The organism is Bradyrhizobium sp. 930_D9_N1_4 (assembly GCF_052076015.1).
In the GTDB taxonomy this organism is placed as follows: Bacteria; Pseudomonadota; Alphaproteobacteria; order Rhizobiales; family Xanthobacteraceae; genus Bradyrhizobium.
Genome location: NZ_CP197236.1, coordinates 3,660,743 through 3,679,088, shown reverse-complemented (window position 1 = coordinate 3,679,088; position 18,346 = coordinate 3,660,743). Strand labels below are relative to the sequence as shown.

At 65.3% G+C, this 18,346-nt stretch carries 21 protein-coding genes; 8 read left to right on the top strand and 13 right to left on the bottom strand.

The features are described from left to right. Positions 1-52: 52 nt before the first annotated feature. The 3 genes from efp to AB7532_RS17245 all read left to right on the top strand — a co-directional run bounded on the left by efp (position 53) and on the right by AB7532_RS17245 (position 3,334). On the top strand, positions 53-619 hold the full coding sequence (gene efp / locus AB7532_RS17255; protein ID WP_441235968.1) for an elongation factor P: 567 nt from the start codon (positions 53-55) through the stop codon (positions 617-619). A 30-nt stretch (positions 620-649) separates the two neighbouring features. After that, complete coding sequence (locus AB7532_RS17250) at positions 650-2,272, top strand: M23 family peptidase (RefSeq protein ID WP_441235967.1); 1,623 nt, start codon at positions 650-652, stop codon at positions 2,270-2,272. An 84-nt stretch (positions 2,273-2,356) separates the two neighbouring features. Then, entirely contained in the window at positions 2,357-3,334 is a 978-nt protein-coding gene (locus AB7532_RS17245; RefSeq protein WP_441235966.1) for a DUF808 domain-containing protein, read from the top strand. Between the two features lie 35 nt (positions 3,335-3,369). Here AB7532_RS17245 and AB7532_RS17240 read toward each other — a convergent pair whose 3' ends face one another. Next, positions 3,370-3,873 (bottom strand): cupin domain-containing protein, encoded by a 504-nt coding sequence (locus AB7532_RS17240; RefSeq protein ID WP_441235965.1) that lies wholly within the window; start codon positions 3,871-3,873, stop codon positions 3,370-3,372. 31 nt (positions 3,874-3,904) lie between these two features. After that, on the bottom strand, positions 3,905-4,384 hold the full coding sequence (locus tag AB7532_RS17235; protein WP_441235964.1) for a carboxymuconolactone decarboxylase family protein: 480 nt from the start codon (positions 4,382-4,384) through the stop codon (positions 3,905-3,907). Positions 4,385-4,439: 55 nt separating this feature from the next. On the opposite strand from AB7532_RS17235, the gene AB7532_RS17230 reads away from it, so the two are divergent. Beyond that, complete coding sequence (locus AB7532_RS17230; RefSeq protein ID WP_441235963.1) at positions 4,440-4,970, top strand: MarR family winged helix-turn-helix transcriptional regulator; 531 nt, start codon at positions 4,440-4,442, stop codon at positions 4,968-4,970. On the opposite strand, the gene AB7532_RS17225 is transcribed toward AB7532_RS17230, so the two are convergent. From AB7532_RS17225 to AB7532_RS17215, 3 genes are all read right to left on the bottom strand, one after another. After that, positions 4,967-5,149 carry a hypothetical protein gene (locus tag AB7532_RS17225; RefSeq protein WP_441235962.1) on the bottom strand — a complete coding sequence of 61 codons (183 nt, stop codon included), beginning with the start codon at positions 5,147-5,149 and terminating at the stop codon, positions 4,967-4,969. The genes AB7532_RS17230 and AB7532_RS17225 overlap by 4 nt on opposite strands. 85 nt (positions 5,150-5,234) lie before the next feature. Beyond that, positions 5,235-5,486, bottom strand: a complete 252-nt coding sequence (locus AB7532_RS17220; RefSeq protein WP_441235961.1) for a hypothetical protein — start codon at positions 5,484-5,486, stop codon at positions 5,235-5,237. Between the two features lie 55 nt (positions 5,487-5,541). Then, entirely contained in the window at positions 5,542-5,802 is a 261-nt protein-coding gene (locus tag AB7532_RS17215) for a hypothetical protein (protein ID WP_441235960.1), read from the bottom strand. Positions 5,803-5,927: 125 nt separating this feature from the next. On the opposite strand from AB7532_RS17215, the gene AB7532_RS17210 reads away from it, so the two are divergent. Next, positions 5,928-7,157 carry a lytic murein transglycosylase gene (locus tag AB7532_RS17210; protein WP_441235959.1) on the top strand — a complete coding sequence of 410 codons (1,230 nt, stop codon included), beginning with the start codon at positions 5,928-5,930 and terminating at the stop codon, positions 7,155-7,157. A 6-nt stretch (positions 7,158-7,163) separates the two neighbouring features. On the opposite strand, the gene AB7532_RS17205 is transcribed toward AB7532_RS17210, so the two are convergent. The 3 genes from AB7532_RS17205 to recJ form a co-directional block, all read right to left on the bottom strand. Continuing rightward, positions 7,164-7,970 (bottom strand): aldolase, encoded by an 807-nt coding sequence (locus tag AB7532_RS17205; RefSeq protein WP_441235958.1) that lies wholly within the window; start codon positions 7,968-7,970, stop codon positions 7,164-7,166. Positions 7,971-8,063: 93 nt separating this feature from the next. Then, complete coding sequence (locus AB7532_RS17200) at positions 8,064-8,873, bottom strand: SDR family NAD(P)-dependent oxidoreductase (RefSeq protein ID WP_441235957.1); 810 nt, start codon at positions 8,871-8,873, stop codon at positions 8,064-8,066. A gap of 64 nt (positions 8,874-8,937) precedes the next feature. Continuing rightward, positions 8,938-10,779, bottom strand: a complete 1,842-nt coding sequence (gene recJ / locus AB7532_RS17195) for a single-stranded-DNA-specific exonuclease RecJ (RefSeq protein ID WP_441235956.1) — start codon at positions 10,777-10,779, stop codon at positions 8,938-8,940. Between the two features lie 281 nt (positions 10,780-11,060). Between recJ and AB7532_RS17190 the strand changes: the two genes are divergently transcribed. Further along, entirely contained in the window at positions 11,061-12,137 is a 1,077-nt protein-coding gene (locus AB7532_RS17190) for a methyl-accepting chemotaxis protein (protein ID WP_441235955.1), read from the top strand. 102 nt (positions 12,138-12,239) lie between these two features. Here the strand turns inward: AB7532_RS17190 and AB7532_RS17185 are convergent, their stop codons facing one another. Beyond that, positions 12,240-12,689 carry an ASCH domain-containing protein gene (locus AB7532_RS17185; RefSeq protein WP_441235954.1) on the bottom strand — a complete coding sequence of 150 codons (450 nt, stop codon included), beginning with the start codon at positions 12,687-12,689 and terminating at the stop codon, positions 12,240-12,242. A gap of 218 nt (positions 12,690-12,907) precedes the next feature. Here AB7532_RS17185 and AB7532_RS17180 point away from each other — a divergent pair, with 218 nt between their 5' ends. Beyond that, positions 12,908-13,651, top strand: a complete 744-nt coding sequence (locus AB7532_RS17180) for an SDR family oxidoreductase (RefSeq protein WP_441235953.1) — start codon at positions 12,908-12,910, stop codon at positions 13,649-13,651. A gap of 10 nt (positions 13,652-13,661) precedes the next feature. Then, positions 13,662-14,075, top strand: coding sequence for a cupin domain-containing protein (locus AB7532_RS17175; protein ID WP_441235952.1), 414 nt, complete (start codon positions 13,662-13,664; stop codon positions 14,073-14,075). Positions 14,076-14,085: 10 nt separating this feature from the next. On the opposite strand, the gene AB7532_RS17170 is transcribed toward AB7532_RS17175, so the two are convergent. From AB7532_RS17170 to AB7532_RS17155, 4 genes are all read right to left on the bottom strand, one after another. After that, a complete protein-coding gene (locus AB7532_RS17170) occupies positions 14,086-15,090 on the bottom strand; it encodes a 4-hydroxythreonine-4-phosphate dehydrogenase PdxA (protein ID WP_441235951.1) in 1,005 nt (334 codons plus the stop codon). Further along, the gene (locus AB7532_RS17165) at positions 15,087-16,625 is read right to left on the bottom strand and encodes a tripartite tricarboxylate transporter permease (RefSeq protein WP_441235950.1); all 1,539 of its coding nucleotides are present in this window, start codon (positions 16,623-16,625) and stop codon (positions 15,087-15,089) included. Before AB7532_RS17165 ends, AB7532_RS17170 begins: the two co-directional genes overlap by 4 nt. A gap of 11 nt (positions 16,626-16,636) precedes the next feature. After that, on the bottom strand, positions 16,637-17,119 hold the full coding sequence (locus AB7532_RS17160) for a tripartite tricarboxylate transporter TctB family protein (protein ID WP_441235949.1): 483 nt from the start codon (positions 17,117-17,119) through the stop codon (positions 16,637-16,639). Positions 17,120-17,348: 229 nt separating this feature from the next. Beyond that, the gene (locus AB7532_RS17155; RefSeq protein WP_441235948.1) at positions 17,349-18,341 is read right to left on the bottom strand and encodes a Bug family tripartite tricarboxylate transporter substrate binding protein; all 993 of its coding nucleotides are present in this window, start codon (positions 18,339-18,341) and stop codon (positions 17,349-17,351) included. Positions 18,342-18,346: the final 5 nt, after the last annotated feature.

The following is an 18,346-nucleotide window of genomic DNA, read 5'->3' as shown; positions in this document are numbered from 1 at the left end:
GATTTGACCACGTCCTGGCCGGAGCCGGGCCAAGCAAGCAGGAAATATAGCTTTGAGAGTCATCGCCAGTTCTATTCGCAAGGGCAACGTGATCGAGCAAGACGGCAAGCTTTATGTCGTCGTCAGCGCCGAGAACATCCATCCCGGCAAGGGCACCCCGGTCAGCCAGATCGAAATGCGCCGAATCTCGGACGGGGTAAAGATCTCCGAGCGCTACAAGACCACCGATCAGGTCGAAAAGGCCACGATCGAAGAGCGCAACTTCACCTTCCTGTATGACGATGGCGACGGCTACCACTTCATGAACCCGGAGACCTACGATCAGGTTCAGGTCTCCAAGGACGTCGTCGGCGACGCCGCCGCCTATCTTCAACCGGAAATGAGCGTCAAGCTGTCGACCCACGACGTCAACGTGGTCTCGCTCGCGCTTCCGCAGCGCGTGACGCTGGAAGTGGTCGAGACCGAGCCGGTGACCAAGGGCCAGACCGCCTCGTCGTCCTACAAGCCGGCGGTGCTCTCCAACGGCATCCGCACCACCGTGCCGCCGCACATCGCCGTCGGCACGCGCATCGTGGTGATGACCGAGGACGGCTCCTACTCCGAGCGCGCCAAGGACTAAGGTCAAGGACCAAGCGAGGGATCAGAGCAGGTGCCGCCGGGGGGCGAGACAGTGGTTGGGAAGAGTTTCCGCTTCGTCTCGCTGCTTCTGGCGTCGCTTTCGCTCCTCGTTGCCACTCCGCTCGCTGCGGATGAAATCCGCAGCCCTTCGCTGACGGCCCTGCGCGTCGATTGGCGCGCAGCGCTCGACCAGCTCCGTACCGAGATCAATAGCCGCCCCCTGATCGCGGGCGATTTCATCTTTGCACCCCGCCGTTCAGTGCCGCGCTACGATCCGCGCGCGATGCCGGCGCTGGTACAGCTCAACGCGGTCTCCTCGCAATTCTTCACCGGCATCGTCCGCAGTTCCGTGCCCGTGCTGCTGCCGTTCGACGCCGCCGCCTATCTCGAGGCGCAGCGCAGCGGCGCGCCTGCGACCCTCGCCTTGTCGCGCTATCAGGCCGATTTCAACCCGGTCGACATGTTCGATGCCGGCCCCGCCGGCTACAGCGCGACATTCTCGTTCGAGCCCGGCGCCGGTGACGGCATGCCGAGCCGCGTCTACACGCGGCCGGTCGAGGTACAGATCACGGGCTCGGCGCTGATCTACGACATCGCCGATCCCTCGGGCGGCAAGGGCGAGCCGGTCAAGCCGACCGCAGCAATTTATCCGGACCTGCGCAAATTCATCCGCGAAGGCTATGTCCGCTACGCCTTCACGCGCTTCGGTGTCGTCTATGTGGTGTCGGTCCAGTGCCTCGACAGCGCCGCGAAACCGCGGCGGCTCGCTTGCAAGGAAGCCTATCCGGTTGCCGAGCGTTTCCTGAAAGCGCTTCGCATCGCCGGCGGCCAGCGCATGCGGCCGCTCGCGGACATGGCCTCGAACATCATCGATCGTCCTTCGGCCCGTTCGCCCGATTTCACTTACCGGCCGAGCGGTGACATTATCCCGAACACGGGCTACCGCAACAAGGCCGGCCATCCCGACGTGATGGCGTATGCGCAGATCCGCTTTCCACTCGACAAGGCGCCGGCGTTCATCCGCTCGCAATCCTACGGCAAGCGTGACAAGAACGACGGCCCGACCTCGTATCCCTGGCGCGACAATTTCTGCGAGTCCCGCAGCTTCGAGGTCTGGCAATGCGCCGGCGGCTACGGCCACCAGGGCGAGGACATCCGCGCCGCCGAATGCCCGCCGCCGGGCGAAGGCCGCGAGCCCTGCGATCCCAAGCAGCGCGCCGTCGTCGCCGTGCGCGACGCCATCGTGATCCGCGCCACCAAGGACCAGGCCGCGACCCTCGAGGTGAACAGCCGCAGCGAGCACATCCGCTTCCGCTACATGCACATGAACCCGCAGGCGATGAACGCCGACGGCGTGCTCAACGGCCGCATCGTCACCGAGGGTGAGAAGATCGGCGTGGTCTCGAACTATCTCGACCATCCCGCCGGCACCTCGATGCACCTGCATTTCGACGTCCAGGTGTTCACCCGCGACGGCTGGATCTGGGTCAGCCCCTACGTCACGCTGGTCTCGGCCTATGAACGCCTGATCCGCGCCCGCGGCCGTGAGGTCGGCCCGGAGATCGCCAGCACGCCGCAGCCGGTCGCGCATGCGCTGCCGGAGGACGTGATCAAGCCGGACCTCCGCGAGGGATCCGGCGGCGAGGAGAATTGACGATTTGCTCGCTCCAGGGTCTGTACGGCGCAAGCGCGCATCGTGGCGCACCCCGCCGGCTCGCGCGATGAAGGGATCAACTTGATGAGTGTCGGGCTGATCGGTCTCCTCGACGATATCGCGGCGATTGCAAAGGTGGCAGCAGCCTCGCTCGACGATGTGGCGGGCCAGGCTGCCAAAGCGGGAACAAAGGCCGCTGGCGTGGTTATCGATGACGCGGCTGTCACGCCGAACTACGTGATCGGTTTTGCCGCAAAGCGCGAATTGCCGATCGTCGGCAAGATTGCGGTCGGATCGCTGCGCAATAAATTGCTGATCCTGCTTCCAGTGGCCCTGCTGCTTGGCTATTTCCTTCCCGCCGCGGTCACGCCGCTGCTCATGCTGGGCGGAGCCTTTCTCTGCTACGAGGGTGCCGAGAAGGTGCTCGAAGCCGTGATGCCGCATCATGCGGGCCACCACGAAGCTCAGGTCCAGCCGATTGCGCTGAATGCCCGGTCGGTCGAGGACGAAAAGATCGCGAGCGCCATCAAGACAGATTTCATCCTGTCGGCGGAGATCATGGCGATCACGCTGGCAGCCCTCCCCCCGGGCAGCATCTGGACCCAGGCGATGGTGCTGGCGCTGGTCGGCTTCGGCATCACTGTCGGGGTCTACGGCGTGGTGGCCCTGATCGTGAAGGCGGACGATGTCGGCATGGCTCTCGCGCGCAATCAGGGCGCCTCGATCATTGCCGGCGCGATCCGCGTGCTGGGACGCGCGCTCGTCCGCGGCATGCCCCCCTTCCTGACGGTGCTGAGCACCGTCGGCACCGCGGCCATGATCTGGGTCGGCGGCGGCATCATCCTGCACGGCATCGAAAAATATGGCCCGCCCGTCATCGCCCGCACGGTCCATGTGGCAACCGAGGCTGCCGCGCACTTCCTGCCATCCGTCGCTAGCATCGTCGAATGGTCGGTCGAGGCGGCTATCTCCGGCATACTTGGACTGCTTGTCGGCGCAATTGCGATTCCGGCAGTCGAATACGGTTTCTCGCCCGCATGGAAGCGGTTGAGGCGATCCTAGACGGTTGTTCGCTGCATCCGGACGACGCGTGCGAGCTACTCCAGCAACGTCGTCAATTGCGCGCCCTCATCCGCCACGAACACCGCGATCAATTCCGCCGGCTCCGTCATGCTGGCATTGGCGGAGACCAGATGCGTCGAACCCGGCGGTTCGAAGAAAGACTGGCCGACGCCGAACGTCTCGACCGGACCGCCGCCGAGTTGGGAGCGGATCTCGCCCTTGGTGATATAGGCCGTCACCGAGCCCGCATGCCGATGCGGTCGCGAAAATCCGCCGGGACCGTAGAACACCCGCACGATGGTGACGCGCTTGCCCGGCACGTTGGGCAGCGCGTAAGAGCCGATCGGCTCGACCTTGTCGAGCGGCGAGCTTTCCGCCGCAGTCGCGCACAACGGCGCCAGCACATTCGATACGGTATCCATCGTCACCGGCAGCACCTTGCCGATCGCAAGCGCGCAGGCGAGCCCGCCGACAATTGCCAGCGTCATTGAACGCGATGGCATCGGGCGCTGCGCAGCGGTCAAACTCATTGCAGTCATGACAACCTCCCCTTCCTTTCCTTCGTTGCGATCAGGACGCCGCGGCCGTCTCGCCGACCGGCCGCTTCGGCGGCGTCCATCGATAGGCCGCGCCAAACCGGTTCCAGACGTTGATCGAGGCCACCGCAGACGTCAGATACATCAGCTCGGTCTCGGAGAATTCGCCGGACGCCTCCGCATAGACCTCCTCGCTGACGCCGTCGGGCAGAAAGGTCAGCGCCTCGGCCCAGGCCAGCGCGGCGCGCTCGCGCGCAGAAAAGATCGGCGCCTCGCGCCAGACTACGACCAGGTTGAGCTTGTCCACGGGCACGCCGATACGTTCGGACAACAGGATATGGTGCTGGACGCAGAAGGCGCAGCCGTTGATCTGCGACGCCCGCAGCTTGACCAGCTCGAGCAGTTGCTTGTCGAGACCCGCCTTGGCCGCCAGCTGCCCCAGCGCCAGCACCAGCTCGTACGCATCGGGTGCGAGCTTCCTGAAATCCTCGTATTCGCTGCGGGCGTGTGACATTTGCCGTCGACCTCGTTGTATTGTAAGAGCACTTATACTGTATAAGAGCTCTCATATGACACGCAAGGCCGCTGGCATCACAACATCGAAAACCTCGCGCAAGGCGTCTGCCGACAGCGGCGCCGTTCGCGTGCCCGCGCCCGGCGAAGGCAAGCGCGGCGAGCAAGGCTATCTCGGCTATCTCCTGCGCCAGGCCCATGCCGCGGTCCGGCTGACGATGGAACGGACGCTCGCCGATCTCGGCGTGACCTCACCGCAATTCGCGGTGCTGACGATGCTGAATGCCTATCCGGGCCTGTCGGGCGCCGACGTCGCCCGTCTCACCTTCCTCACGCCGCAGACAGTCGGCGTCATCATCCGCAACCTCGAACGCGATGGCGCGATTGAGATGACGCCTCATCCTGTCCACGGCCGCATCCAGCAATGGGCGCTGACGCCACGGGGGACGAAGTTGCTGAAAGCGTGCAGGGAGCGCGTGATCGCGCTGGAGAAGCGTCTTGCCGGTGGCCTCGATGCCAAGGCCGAGGCGAGCATTCGCCGCTGGCTCGCCAACGTCGCAACCGAATTGCAGGACGATCAGGCTTAGTCGCCGCCGCCTCCGTCACCACCGTCGCACCCGCCGGCATCCGAGAAATCGCCGCCGGAGTCGCCACTACCTTGAATGCCGCGGCCAAAGTTCTCGGCAAGGATCATCAGGATCACGACGAACAGTCCTGCGCCGAACGGCCAGGGGTTGGCACGAATGATGTCGAACATCTCTCGCATGCGCGCATCCTGCGCAGACGGAAGCAAACTGACCGTAAAGCGGCAGGCTTAAAATTGGGGATATCCGGCGTGTCGTAGCCGCGAGCTAGCCGCCCTTCAACGCTTTCTTAACCTCGCCGTCGGGCCAGCTCGCGCCGGCCGCGATGACCCGCACGCGGCTCTGGTCTGCGGCGTTCACCAGCACATGCGAACTCACCCGGTCGCCACTCGGCTCCAGGCTCAGATCGGTTTCAGGCTTCCAGCTCAGCGTCGTCGCGAGATCCCCCGGAAAGATCTGCCATTGCGATCCGTCATCGAGCTCAACGACATGGCTCTCCGCATGCGCGCGTATCTTCATTCCACCTCGAATGCTCAAGGAAGGCGGGCCCCGGACCAGCCGGGACCCTGCTCCGTCAGTCGTTGTCGTGATGAATCACGGTCTTGCTGCGATTGCCGTATTCATCTTCCTTCTTGATGACCGTGGTGCGGTTGGTGGGCTCACGCTCCCTGATCACGGTGGTACGGTCGCGATCGCGGTCCCGCTCACGATACTCGTGGGACTGGCCAACCGTCACGCCGGCGCCGACCGGGCCGACATGAACGCCGACTTCATCGGCGAATGCAGGGGCCGCGATAGCGGTGACCATGGCGGCCGCAAACAGATATTTCCTCATTTTGTCCTCCTCATTGTCGTGCAGAAGGAATGCCTCAGTGCGACACTTTGTTCCGCGCAAACGACCTTGTTCCCGCGTTCCAGGAACCTGCTCGCAGCGGCCAAGTTTCCCGCTAGAATGGCGTCATGAAACACGCTGATTCCTCGGCCCATCACACCCGCCGCACCGTGCTGACATCCGCGCTTGGCGCAGCAGCACTGATCGCATCACCGACACGCCTGCTCGCCGCACCTCCAGGCTTCGACGAATGGCGCGAGAGCTTTCGCGCGCGCGCGATGGCGAAGGGAATCTCGGCCGCGACCTGGCAGCGCGCGATGGGACGGGTCGAGCCCGACATGAGCGTGTTCAAGCAGATGCGCAGCCAGCCCGAGTTTCATGAGCAGGTCTGGCAGTACATCAACCGCCGTGTTTCGGACTGGCGCATCATCAACGGCAAGATCGCGCTGAAGAACAACGAGGCGCTGCTCGCGCGCGTCGAGCGCGATTTCGGCGTCGAGCGCGGCACGCTGCTGGCGCTGTGGGGAGTCGAATCCGCCTATGGCGATCCGCTGGTGCAGCAGAACCACATGACGCCGGTGTTTCCCTCGCTCGCTGCGCTCGCCTGGAACGAGCCACGGCGGAAAGCCTATTGGGAGACTGAGTTGATCAACGCGCTGCGGATCGTCGACAAGGGCTGGAGCACGCCGGAGCAGATGCAGGGATCCTGGGCCGGCGCGATGGGCCATTCGCAATGGATGCCGGAGGTCTGGCTCAATGTGGGCATCGACTATGACGGCGACGGCAAGGTCTCGCCGTTCGGCAAGCCCGATGACGCGCTGGGCTCGACGGCAAAATATCTCGTCAATCGCGGCAAATGGCACCGCGGCGAGCACTGGGGCTACGAGGTCCGCGCGCCCGGAGGGGCGAGCGGCAGCCGGACCTATGCGGCGTGGACTTCAGCGGGCGTCACCCGCGCCGACGGCCAGCCGTTCCCGCAGCCCAACGCCTCCGCACAGCTCTGGTCGCCGGTTGCGGGCGGGCCGACGTTTCTGCTCGGACCGAATTTCAACGCGGTGAAGAGCTACAATCCCTCGATGAACTATGCGCTGGCAATCTGCCATCTCGGCGACCGCTGCCTGGGCGGGCCACCCTTCATCCAGCCCTTCCCCGGCTCCGAGCGCGCGTTGACGCTCGCCGAGGTGCAGGAGATGCAGACGCGGCTGACCAAGGCCGGTTTCGACACCGGCGGTACCGACGGCCGCGTCGGCAACGACACCATGAAGGCGGTGAAGGATTTCCAGCAGCGTGCGGGGATCGCGCCGGCAGATGGTTATGGCGGGCTGAAGGTGCTGGCGAAGCTGCGGCAGGGATCATAGGCGACCTCAGTGCCGGTACTGCGGCTCTTCCGCATCGAGCTGACGGCGGACCGCGGCGAGATGCAGCCGCGCGGATTCGGAATCGCCCTCGCGCATCTGCCTGTAGGTTTCGACGGCGATGGCGGGATCGACCGGCAGCACCTTGCGGCCCGTCGACATCGCCAGCACCTGCACTTCGGCAGCGCGTTCGAGATAATAGAGATCGTCCCAGGCTTCCGCGATGGTCGGCGCCAGCACCATCACGCCGTGATGCTTCATGAAGACGATGTCCGCGTTGCCCACGGCCGAGGCAATGCGCGCACCTTCGCGGTTGTCGAGCGCGAGGCCGTTATAGTCGCGATCGACAGCGGTGCGGCCATAGAACTTCAGCGCGGTCTGGCCGGCCCAGATCAGCGGATCGCCCTCGGTCATCGACAGCGCCGTGGCATAGGGCATGTGGGTGTGGAAGGCGACCTTGGCGCGCGGCAGGCGCCTGTGCATTTCGGCGTGGATGTAGAACGCGGTCGCCTCGGGCACGCCCTCGCCGTCGAGCACGTTGCCGTGGAAGTCGCAAATCAAGAGCTTTGAGGCGGTGATCTCGCGGAAGGCTAAGCCGTAGGGGTTGACGAGGAAGAGATCGTCATGGCCCGGCACCACGGCGGAGAAATGATTGCAGATGCCTTCCTCAAAGCCGTTGCGCGCCGCCATCCGGAAGCAGGCGGCGAGGTCCTCGCGCGCCGTGCGGATGGCATCGGTGGCGAGATCCGGCCGGTTCGAGCCCACCGAGGCGGTTGCGGACGCGGATGAAGCGGCGTGGGACAGGCTGTGCGCCATGGCAGGGAAACCTCGTTTGATCGGCTTTCGGCCGTTGTACAGGGGCGACGCGCAAGCGTCAGCCCCTCGTCCCGCCACCCTGCCCTGCGTCGACTACGCCCGCCGCGGCACCCCGCCGGCGTTCATGCCGCCGTCAATGACGAGTTCGCTGCCGGTGACGTAGCGCGAGGCATCGGAGGCCAGATACAGCACGCCGGAGGCGATCTCTGCGGCTTGGCCGGCGCGGGCGAGCGGCGTTGCGACCCTGGCGCGCTCTTCGGGATCGATCGGCGCGTTCTGGCCTGCGCCGGTTGCGCCGGTCGGGATCTTGCCCCAGATCGGCGTGTCGATGATGCCGGGGTGCACGGAGTTGACGCGGATGCCGTCGCCGGCCGCCGCGCACTCCATCGCGATCGACTTGGCGAACAGCCGCACGCCGCCTTTGGTCAGCGAATAGGCCGACAGGCCCGGCGCGCCGCGCAAGCCCGCGAGCGAGGACATCATGACGATCGAGCCGCCGCCGGTCTTGCGCATCAGCGGCAGACAATGCTTCACCGAGAGAAACACGCCGTCGAGATTGATCGCGTTTTGCTTGCGCCAGTCAGAGAGCGTCATGTCGACGATCGAGGGCACGGCAATGCCGATGCCAGCGTTGGAAACCATGATATCGAGCCGGCCGCAGCGCTTTGCCACATCAGCGACGATCTCGATCCAGCGCTCCTCGCTGGTGACGTCCTGCTCCAGAAAAATCGCCTTGCCGCCGGCCTTTGTCACGCGCTTGGCGAGTTCGGGGCCACGCAGCTCGTCGATGTCGGTGATGACGACGGTCGCGCCCTCGCGCGCGAACAACTCGACGATGGCTTCGCCGATGCCTGATGCGCCGCCTGTCACCAGCGCGACCTTGCCCTCAACCTGCCCTGCCATGTTCACTCCCTTTTTTGTTGTTTGAGCGACGTATTGTCTGTCGATGATCTCGTCAGATCTTGCGTTATCTGATCACGGACGGCCCCTGATCCGGTACCGCCACGTCGATCACGCGAAACTGCACCCGCTCGACACCCTGATAGCGGTCGACCGACAATGAGCCCGCGACATGCAATTGCTGGCCGCGGTTGGCGAGCAGCGCATTGCCGAGCTTCTGGCCGACCGACCGGAACGCGATGCCGTTGACGATCGCGCCGTCGCCGGATTTGAAGCGCAGACGCAGATGCGCCTGCCCGACTTCGTCGGCGTAGACGAGCTGATGGGCCGGCAATGCCAGCACGGCTTCCGGATTGCCGCTGCCGAACGGACCTGCGCGATTGAGCGTGGCCGCAAGCTCCGTCGTCACCGCGCGCGCGGAGACCGCGCCGTCGATATAGAGCTCGTTGACATGGCGTGCCTCGGCGACGTCCTGCGCCAGCGCGCTTTCGAGATAGGCGCGGAATTCGGCGAGTTTTTCCTTTTTCAGCGTCACGCCCGCGGCCATGGCGTGGCCGCCACCCTTCAGCAAGATTCCGTCAGTCACCGCCTGCCGCACCGCCTTGCCAAGATCGACGCCGGCGATCGAGCGGCCGGAGCCCGTGCCGATGCCGCCGGGCTCCAGCGCAATGGCAAAGGCAGGCCGCGAGAACTTCTCTTTCAGCCGGGACGCGACGAGGCCGACCACGCCGGGATGCCAGCCTTCGGAGGCCGTGACGATGACGCCAATCTTGTCTTCCAGTCCGATCGAGGCCAGCGCCTCCGCTTCGGCCTGCGCTTCCGCCGCCTGCTCGATGACCCGCCGCTCGCTGTTGAGCCGGTCGAGTTCGGCGGCGATCCGCGCCGCCTCGACACTGTCGCCTTCGAGCAGTAGCCGCACGCCGAGATCGGCGCGGCCGATGCGGCCCCCGGCATTGATGCGCGGCCCAAGCATGAAGCCGAGATGCCAGGCCTCCGGCGGGCCGTTGAGCCGCGCCACGTCCATCAGCGCGGTGTGGCCGACATGGTCGCGCCGCCGCATCGCGATCAACCCCTTGGCGACGAAGGCGCGGTTGAGCCCGATCAGCGGCGCGACATCGGCGACGGTGCCGAGCGCGACGTGATGCAGCATGCCGAGCAGATCGGGCTCCGGCATTTCGTTGCTCCAGAAGCCCCGCTGGCGCAGCTCGCGATTGACCGCCACCAGCGTCACCAGCACGAGGCCGACGGCGGCGAGATGGCCAAGGCCGGAGAGATCGTCGAGCCGGTTTGGATTGACCAGCGCATCGACCTCCGGCAGCTCCGTGCCGGCCTGGTGATGGTCGATCACGACGACGGACATGCCGAGCCGCTTTGCTTCAGCCAGCGGCTCGAGGCTGGTGGTGCCGCAATCGACGGTGACGAGCAGCGTCGCGCCCTTGGCCGCCAGCCCGCGAACGGCTTCGACGTTGGGGCCGTAGCCTTCGAAAATGCGGTCGGGAATATGGATCAGCGGATCGAGCCCGCAATGGCGCAGATGCCAGGCAAGCAGCGCCGACGAGGTCGCGCCGTCGACATCGTAGTCGCCGAAGATCGCAACGGTCTCGCCCCTCGCTGCCGCATCTGCGATCCGCTTCGCGGCCGCTTCCATTTCCGTCACCGTGAACGGATCCGGCATGAGCTTGCGGATGGTCGGATCAAGGAAGTCGGCGACCGCGTCGATCTCGACGCCGCGGCCCGCCAGCACCCGCGCCAGCAGCTCCGGCAATTGGTGCCGCTGCACGATGGCGAGCGCCCTGGCGGCCCCACGCGCGTCCAGCCGGTCGCGCCAGAGTTTGTCGGTGAGCGAGCGCGCGACGCCCAGGAACGCCTGGGGTGCTTCGACAGGCAAGGCGGTGGCGGGCGGTGTCATATCGAATCTGGCTACAGGGACTCGGGATCAGGGCGATGTCGCGGGCGCCCGATTACGGCGTCAGGGGATTGGCCGGGAAAGCCCGGGGATTTGCAACGTCCACGCCGCACAAAGCGGTGGATTGCCGCTTTGCTGCGCGGACTGACTATCATTTGGGCATTCCGCGGAACAGCAAATTAAGCAGGCGTTAGGCGGAATCTTCGAAAAAGACTCGTATTCGATCTGTAAGCATTGTTCCGGGTTCATTGCAGATCAGGCCACATTGCCAAGGGAAGTCCCCGATGTCTGCTGCGCTGGGTCTGAAAGCCAAGCCGATTGCCGCCGAACCCGCCGACGATGATTCCGACATCTCCGCACTGATCAACCGCCTCACCGCGGAGGTCAACCAGATCGCGGTCGACAAGACCAAGTCGATCCAGCAGATCACCAACCAGATGAAGATGCTGGCGCTGAACGCGCTGATCGAGAGCTCGCGCGCGGGCGCGCAAGGTGCGGGCTTCGCGGTGGTGGCGCAGGAGGTGCGCGGCGTCGGCCAACAGGTCGAGACCATCGCGCGCGAGCTCGAATCCCAGCTGACCAAGCGCACCGGCGATCTCGTCGCCTCGATCGACCGCATGAGCCAGCGTTCCCGCGGCGAGCGCATGGTCGATTTGTCGCTGAACGCCGTCGAACTGATCGACCGCAACCTCTATGAGCGCACCTGCGACGTGCGCTGGTGGGCGACCGATTCCGCCGTCGTCGATTGCGCCGCCTCGCCTGCTCCGGCTGCCGTCACCTACGCCTCGGAGCGGCTCGCCGTCATCCTCGGTGCCTACACCGTCTATCTCGACCTCTGGCTGTGCGACCTCGACGGCAACGTCATCGCCAACGGCCGCGCGGATCGTTTTCGCGTGGTCGGGCAGAACGTCGCCCACACAAAGTGGTTTCGCGAAGCGAAGACCCTGCGCTCCGGCGACGACTATGTCGCCGGCGACGTCGAGAACCAGCAACTGCTCGGCAATGCGCAGGTCGCGACCTATTGCGCCAGCGTTCGCGCCGGCGGCCAGGCCAACGGCGCGCCGATCGGCGTGCTCGCCATCCATTTCGACTGGGAGCCGCAAGCCCGCGCGATCGTGCAAGGCGTGCGCGTCGGCGCCAGCGACAAGGCCCGCGTGCTGCTCGTCGACTCGAATTTTCGCGTGATTGCGTCCTCCGACGGCCAGGGCATCCTGAGCGAACGCATCTCGCTCTCGCTCAACGGCCAGCGCTCCGGCTTCTATCAGGATCGCGCCGGCACGATGGTCGCGTTCCATGCGACGCCGGGCTACGAGACCTATCGCGGGCTTGGCTGGTACGGGGTGATCGTCTGCGGGGCCTGAGGCTCCAAACAAAAACTGCGAAAACAACCCCATGCACAGTAGCAACGGGGTTGATAACATTGGGATTTTCTGCCGGCAAGACCTTCGCCGCGGACGCAAATCTCAGCTCTGCGGGCGATCGCTGAAGACCTCGACCAAGCGGAAGCGCTCGCACATCAGCATCATATCCTCGCTGAATCGTCCCAACCGGCCGAAATAGCTGCGATGGGCGCTGCGCCAATAGGCCAGGCTCCGATCGCCCTCGCCTTCATCGAACGCAAAGTCGGCCTCGACATCGCCAAAACGTCGATAGGTCACCTCGGTGCTTTCGATGACGCAGCGTGGTTCTCCGCGCCCGTCGAGCACCACCCAGCGTTCGCCCGGCGCCGAGGTGTTCGGCTCGTCTTCCGTGCTGCACGTTGCGGTCTTGATGCCCTTGATGACGAGTTCGAGCAACTCATCCGCGAGCGCGGGACCATCGCCGAAGGCAAACGTTCGGAGATGTCGATAGTGTTCGGGGACTGGCTCGCTCATGACGATCAGGACGTTGTCGAAGTCCGCGACTGCGCGCAAGACCAAGCCTCTTGCCGTCGTCCCCTGTGCCATCGAACACAGGAAAGTACTCCTGACCGATTGTGGCCGCAACGTCTTGAGCATTTTCCGGCAACGCAGGCCGCTTCCAGGCAAGAGCCTGCCTCATTGCTCCTGTAAAACCCAGCTCGCATCGAGAGCGCGGGGACGCCACCCGACTTCAATCATCCCGCGCTCGGAGAATTCCAGGGAGACAGGCCATGAAGATCGTCGTGATCGGCGGGACCGGATTGATCGGATCCAAGCTCGTGGCGAAGCTGAAGCAGCAGGGCCACGACGCCGTGGCGGCTTCGCCGAAATCAGGCGTGAATGCCGTGACCGGAGAAGGCCTCGCTGCGGCGCTCGCGGGCGCGGATGTCGTCGTCGACGTCGCCAACGCGCCGTCCTGGGAGCCTGCCGCGGTGCTCGACTTCTTCCAGCGCTCGAGCAAGAACCTCGTCGCGACGGAAGCAGCTGAGGGTGTGAAGCATCACGTGGCGCTGTCGATCGTGGGGACCGAGCGGTCGCCGGACAATGCGTATTTCCGTGCCAAGCTCGCCCAGGAGACCATCATCAAATCCGGCTCGGTGCCCTACTCGATCGTGCGCGCCACCCAGTTCTTCGAATTCCTCGGTGCCATTGCCGAGACGGCCGTGAGCGAAGGCAAGATCGTCGTCCCATCGGCACAGTTTCAGCCGATCGCGGCCGAGGACGTCGCTGATCGCCTCGCGGAAGTCGTGACAGGCAAGCCGCTCAACGGCACGATCGATATTGCGGGGCCCGAGAAAGCCCCCTTCAACGAATTCATCGCGCGCCGCCAGAAGGCATCCGGCGACGCCCGGCCGGTGGTCGGAGACAACAAGGCGCCCTATTACGGCGCCCCCATCGACGACGCCTCGCTGAACCCGCTCGGCGAAGCCAGGCTCGGGAAAATCCCGCTCGCAACATGGCTCGCGAACCTCTGAGGAAATCCCCATGCGCAGATTGCTGATCACAGCGACGTTTTATGCCGCGTCAATCCTGATCGCCCATGCAGCCGAGCCGGCGCCACTGGCCAAAGTGTCGGTCGTGTTCGACCAGGCGCTGCCCAATGTCCCCGGCAAGAGCATGAAGGGCGTGCTGGTCGAGTACGATCCCGGTGGCTCCTCGCCGGCCCACATGCACCCGCGCTCGGCATTCATCTATGCCACCATCCTGGAGGGCGCGATCCGCAGTCAGGTCAATGACGAACCGGCCAAGGTCTATCGCAAGGGAGAGAACTTCTTCGAACGGCCCGGCGACCGCCACGCCGTCAGCGCCAACGCCAGCGACACCGAGCCCGCGAAGCTGCTGGCCGTGTTCGTCGTCGATACGGCCGACAAGGAGCTGGTGACGCCGATCACGAAGTAGCGTCGGCGCCTCACGCAGCGCGCCGCGCCGCCATCTCCGCCGCGAGCAGCAGCGCAGCACGGCTGGCACCGATGGACGCAATGCCTTGGCCTGCGATGTCATAGGCGGTGCCGTGGGCGGGCGTGCAGATCGGGAACGGGAAACCCCCGAGCAGGGTCACGCCGCGATCGAAGCCCATCAGCTTCATCGCGATCTGGCCCTGGTCGTGATACATCGTCAGCACCGCATCGAAGGCGCCGCCCTTGGCGCGCAGGAACACGGTGTCGGCGGGAAACGGCCCCTCGGCGGCGATTCCTTCCCGCCGGCCGGCCTCGACCACGGGGGCGATCACATCGATCTCCTCGCGACCGAAATTGCCGCCGTCACCGGCGTGCGGATTGAGCCCTGCGACCGCGATGCGCGGCCTGGCGAAACCTGCGTTGCGCATGCAGGCATCGGTCAGCGTGAGCGCGCGATGGATGCGCTCACTGGATAGCTTCGCTGCGACATCCCTGAGCGGAATGTGCGAGGTGACGCGCGCATTCCAGAGCCGGTCGAGCACGTTGAATTCGCTCGCCGGGGTCTTGAGACCAACCACTTCGGCAGAAAATGCGATCTCGTCGTCATATTCGGCGCGAGCCAGCCGCATCGCCTGCTTGTTGAACGGCGTGAAGCAGACGGCATCGACACGGCCGTCGCGGCCGAGTTCGAGCGCGTGCTTGTAGTTTGCCAGCGCAAATTTTCCGCCCGCGAGGGTCGCAGTCTTCGGTTCGACCTCCCCGGGATCGAGGTGGCGGAGATCGGCAAACAGCACATCGCCTGGCGTCGCGCGAAGGTCGGCGCCCCGCTCCACCATCTTCAGGTCCGGCTGTATGCCGGCGACGCGCGCGCCCTCGTCGAAGATGCGGCGGTCACCGATCACGACGATCCGGCTGCAGGCGCGAATATCGTCCTGTACCACGAGCTTCGCGGTCAGCTCGGGGCTGATGCCGGCCGGATCTCCCATCGCCAGCGCGATCAGCGGCTTTGCGGTCATATGATCACCTTCTCCTGAGCAGTCGTCTCATCGGTGGACGGGGGCGGTTTGCGAAACAACCGCGCCAGTTGCAGCACGAGCGGCAGCAAGAGCAGCGCGAGCCCGCCCAGCACCAGGCATGTCACCAGCTTGTTCGCGAAGAAGATTCCCAGGGATCCCTTGGAGATCAGCATCGACTGCCGGAACGCATCCTCGGCCTTGTCGCCGATGACGATCGCGAGCACGAGCGGTGCCAGCGGATAGAACAGCTTCTTGAAGAGATAGCCGACGACCCCGAAGCCGAGCATGATGACGACGTCGAGATAGGAATTCGACACCGAATAGGCGCCGACGACGCAGATGATCACGATCAGGGGCGCGATGATCACGAAGGGAATTCGCATCAAGGCGGCGAAGACCGGAACGGTCAGCAGCACCAGCACGACGGCGACGATGTTGCCGACATACATCGAGGCGATCAGGCCCCAGACAAAGTCCTTCTGGTCGACGAACAGCATCGGCCCGGGATTGAGGCCCCAGATCATCAGCCCGCCCATCATCACGGCCGCGGTCGCAGAGCCGGGAATGCCGAGCGAGAGCATCGGCAGCAGCGCGCTGGTGCCGGCGGCATGGTCGGCCGTCTCCGGCGAGATGATGCCTTCGACCTCGCCGGTGCCGAAGTAACGGCCGCGGCGCGAGAAGCGGCGGGCGATGCCGTAGCTCATGAAGGACGCTGCGGTCGGGCCACCCGGCGTGATCCCCATCCAGCAGCCGATCGCGGCGCTGCGCAGCAGGGCAACACTGTGACGCGGCAAGCGGCCGATCGCGCGGAACACCTCGCGCCACTCGATCTTCGAGGACACCGCGCGGGCGTGAAACTCCTCCTCGACCGCGACCAGGAGTTCACCGATGCCGAACAGGCCCATCACCGCGACGACGAAGTTCACGCCCTTGACCAGCTCGTCCACGCCCATGGTGAGGCGAACGCTGCCGGACACCGTGTCGATGCCGATCGCGGCGACCGCAAAGCCGATCGCCAGCGCCACGATGGTCTTGACCGGCGCCGCGCCACCCATGCCGACGAAGCTGGCGAAGGCCAGGAAATAGACCGCAAAATATTCAGCCGGCCCGAAGGCGAGCGCGACCTGCGCCACCCAGGAGGCGAGGAAGGTGATCAGGATGACGCCGATCAGCGCGCCGAACGCCGCCGAGCCGAACGCGGTGGCGAGCGCCGTCGTCGGCCGGCCGTCGCGCGCCATGGGATAGCCGTCGAAAGTGGTGGCGACCGACGACGGCTCGCCCGGAATGTTGAACAGGATCGATGTCACCGATCCCCCAAACAGCGCGCCCCAATACATGCTGGACAGCAGGATGATCGCCGAGACCGGCTGCATGCCGAAGGTCAGCGGCAGCAGCAGTGATACCCCGTTCGGCGCGCCCAGCCCCGGCAGCACGCCGACGAGGATGCCGAGCAGCACGCCGACCACCATCAGGGCCAGATGCGGCACCGTGACCGCGATGGTGAAGCCGTGGAAGAGATCCTGAAGATTATCCATCGGCCCCTCCGTCAGAAGCCGAGTGCCGCGGCGAGCGCGCCGTGCGGCAGGCTCACCTGGAACATGCGCTCGAACACGACGTAGAGCCCGATTGCGGTCACAAGCGCCATGGCGAGCGCGCGTGGCACGGATTGATGCCGGGGGATTGCCAGCACCGCGAAGATGTAGCCGGCCGAGGCGAGATAGATCCCGGCCAGCGGGATCGCGGCCACGAAGATCGCGGCCGGTACGAACAGGCCGGCAATCCGGCGCAGCTCGATCGGCGTGATCGCGATGGGGACGTTCGCCAATGACGCCACCGGAAGCACGCCCCGCACCAGATTGTAGATGCTCCCGAGGATGACGATGATGCCGGTCAGGAACGGGAACGTACCGGACTCCACGCCTGCGCTGGACCAGCCGATGCCGTTGTCGAGGCTCTGCACCACCACCGCCACACCAAAACTGCCGGTGAGAACGGCAGTCGCAAGTTCAAGCGCGCGGCGCGAGATCATGGGCAGCTCCGCTCCGGCGTCGGACAATGGCAGGCTATGGCGCTCGCGTGCTTCAGCAGCGTTCGGCGTCGTCCCTGCGAACGCAGGGACCCATATCCCCAGGGAGGAATTTGACGAAGTCTCGACGTCAAATCCGTTTCGGTACGACGACGAGCGCACCTCGATAGATCACGCGGTATGGGTCCCTGCGTTCGCAGGGACGACAGCGGACTTTGTGGCGCGCACCGCCTCACTTCACCAACCAGCCCTGCTCGCCCGCGACCTGCCTGACGTGCTCGAGGTCCTCCTTGATGAACTTGTCGAACTCGGCGCCGGTCAGGAACGTGTCGACCTGGGAGGTCTTCTCGATGTAGTCCTTCCACTCGGGCGTGGCCTGCACCTTCTTCATCAGGTCGATGTAGAACGCGGCCTGGTCCGGCGTGACCTTGCCGGGCAGCCACACTGTGCGCGGCTGCTCATATTGCTTGATGTCGAGACCCTGCTCGACGCAGGTCGGGACATCGCCCCAGCCTTCGGTCGCTGTGACCTTGGCGCCTTGCGGCAGGCGCTTCGGGCTGAAGACGCAGAGCGGCCGCTGCGTTCCGCCGCGCCATTGCCCGAGGCTCTCGCTGGGATTGTTGACGTGGGAGTCGAGGTGGCCGCCGGCGAGCTGCACGGCGGTCTCGGCGCCGCTCTTGAAGGGGATGTAGGTCAGCTTGACCTTGCCGGCCTTCTCGATCATGCGGGTGAGAACTTCATCCGTGTCCTTGGACTGCGCGCCGCCCATCTTGAAGTCGCCCGTTGCGGCCGCCTTCAGATAGTCTCCCGCCGTCTTGATCGGAGAGTCCTGCTTGACCCAGAGCAGGAACTCGTCCTGCGCCATCGCCGCGATCGGGGTGAGATCGGTGTAGTTGAAGGCGACCTTGGAGACGAGCGGCTGCTGCCATGCATTCGAGGTGCCGAAGATCACCTTGTGGGGATCGCCTGATGACGCCTTGCCGTAGACATAGCCTTCGGCGCCGCTGCCGCCGCCCTTGTTGACGACGACGATCGGCTGGTCCGTCAGCTTGTACTTGGTGACGATGTTCTGCACCGCGCGCGCGATGTTGTCGGTGCCGCCGCCCGGGCCGGCGGTCGCGATGAACTCGATCGGCTTTTGCGGCTGCCAGGCCGCCAGCGCCGGCATTGTGCCGACGAGCACGGCCGCAGCCGCGGACAGCAGAAGCTTTGATGTTCCACCCATGATTT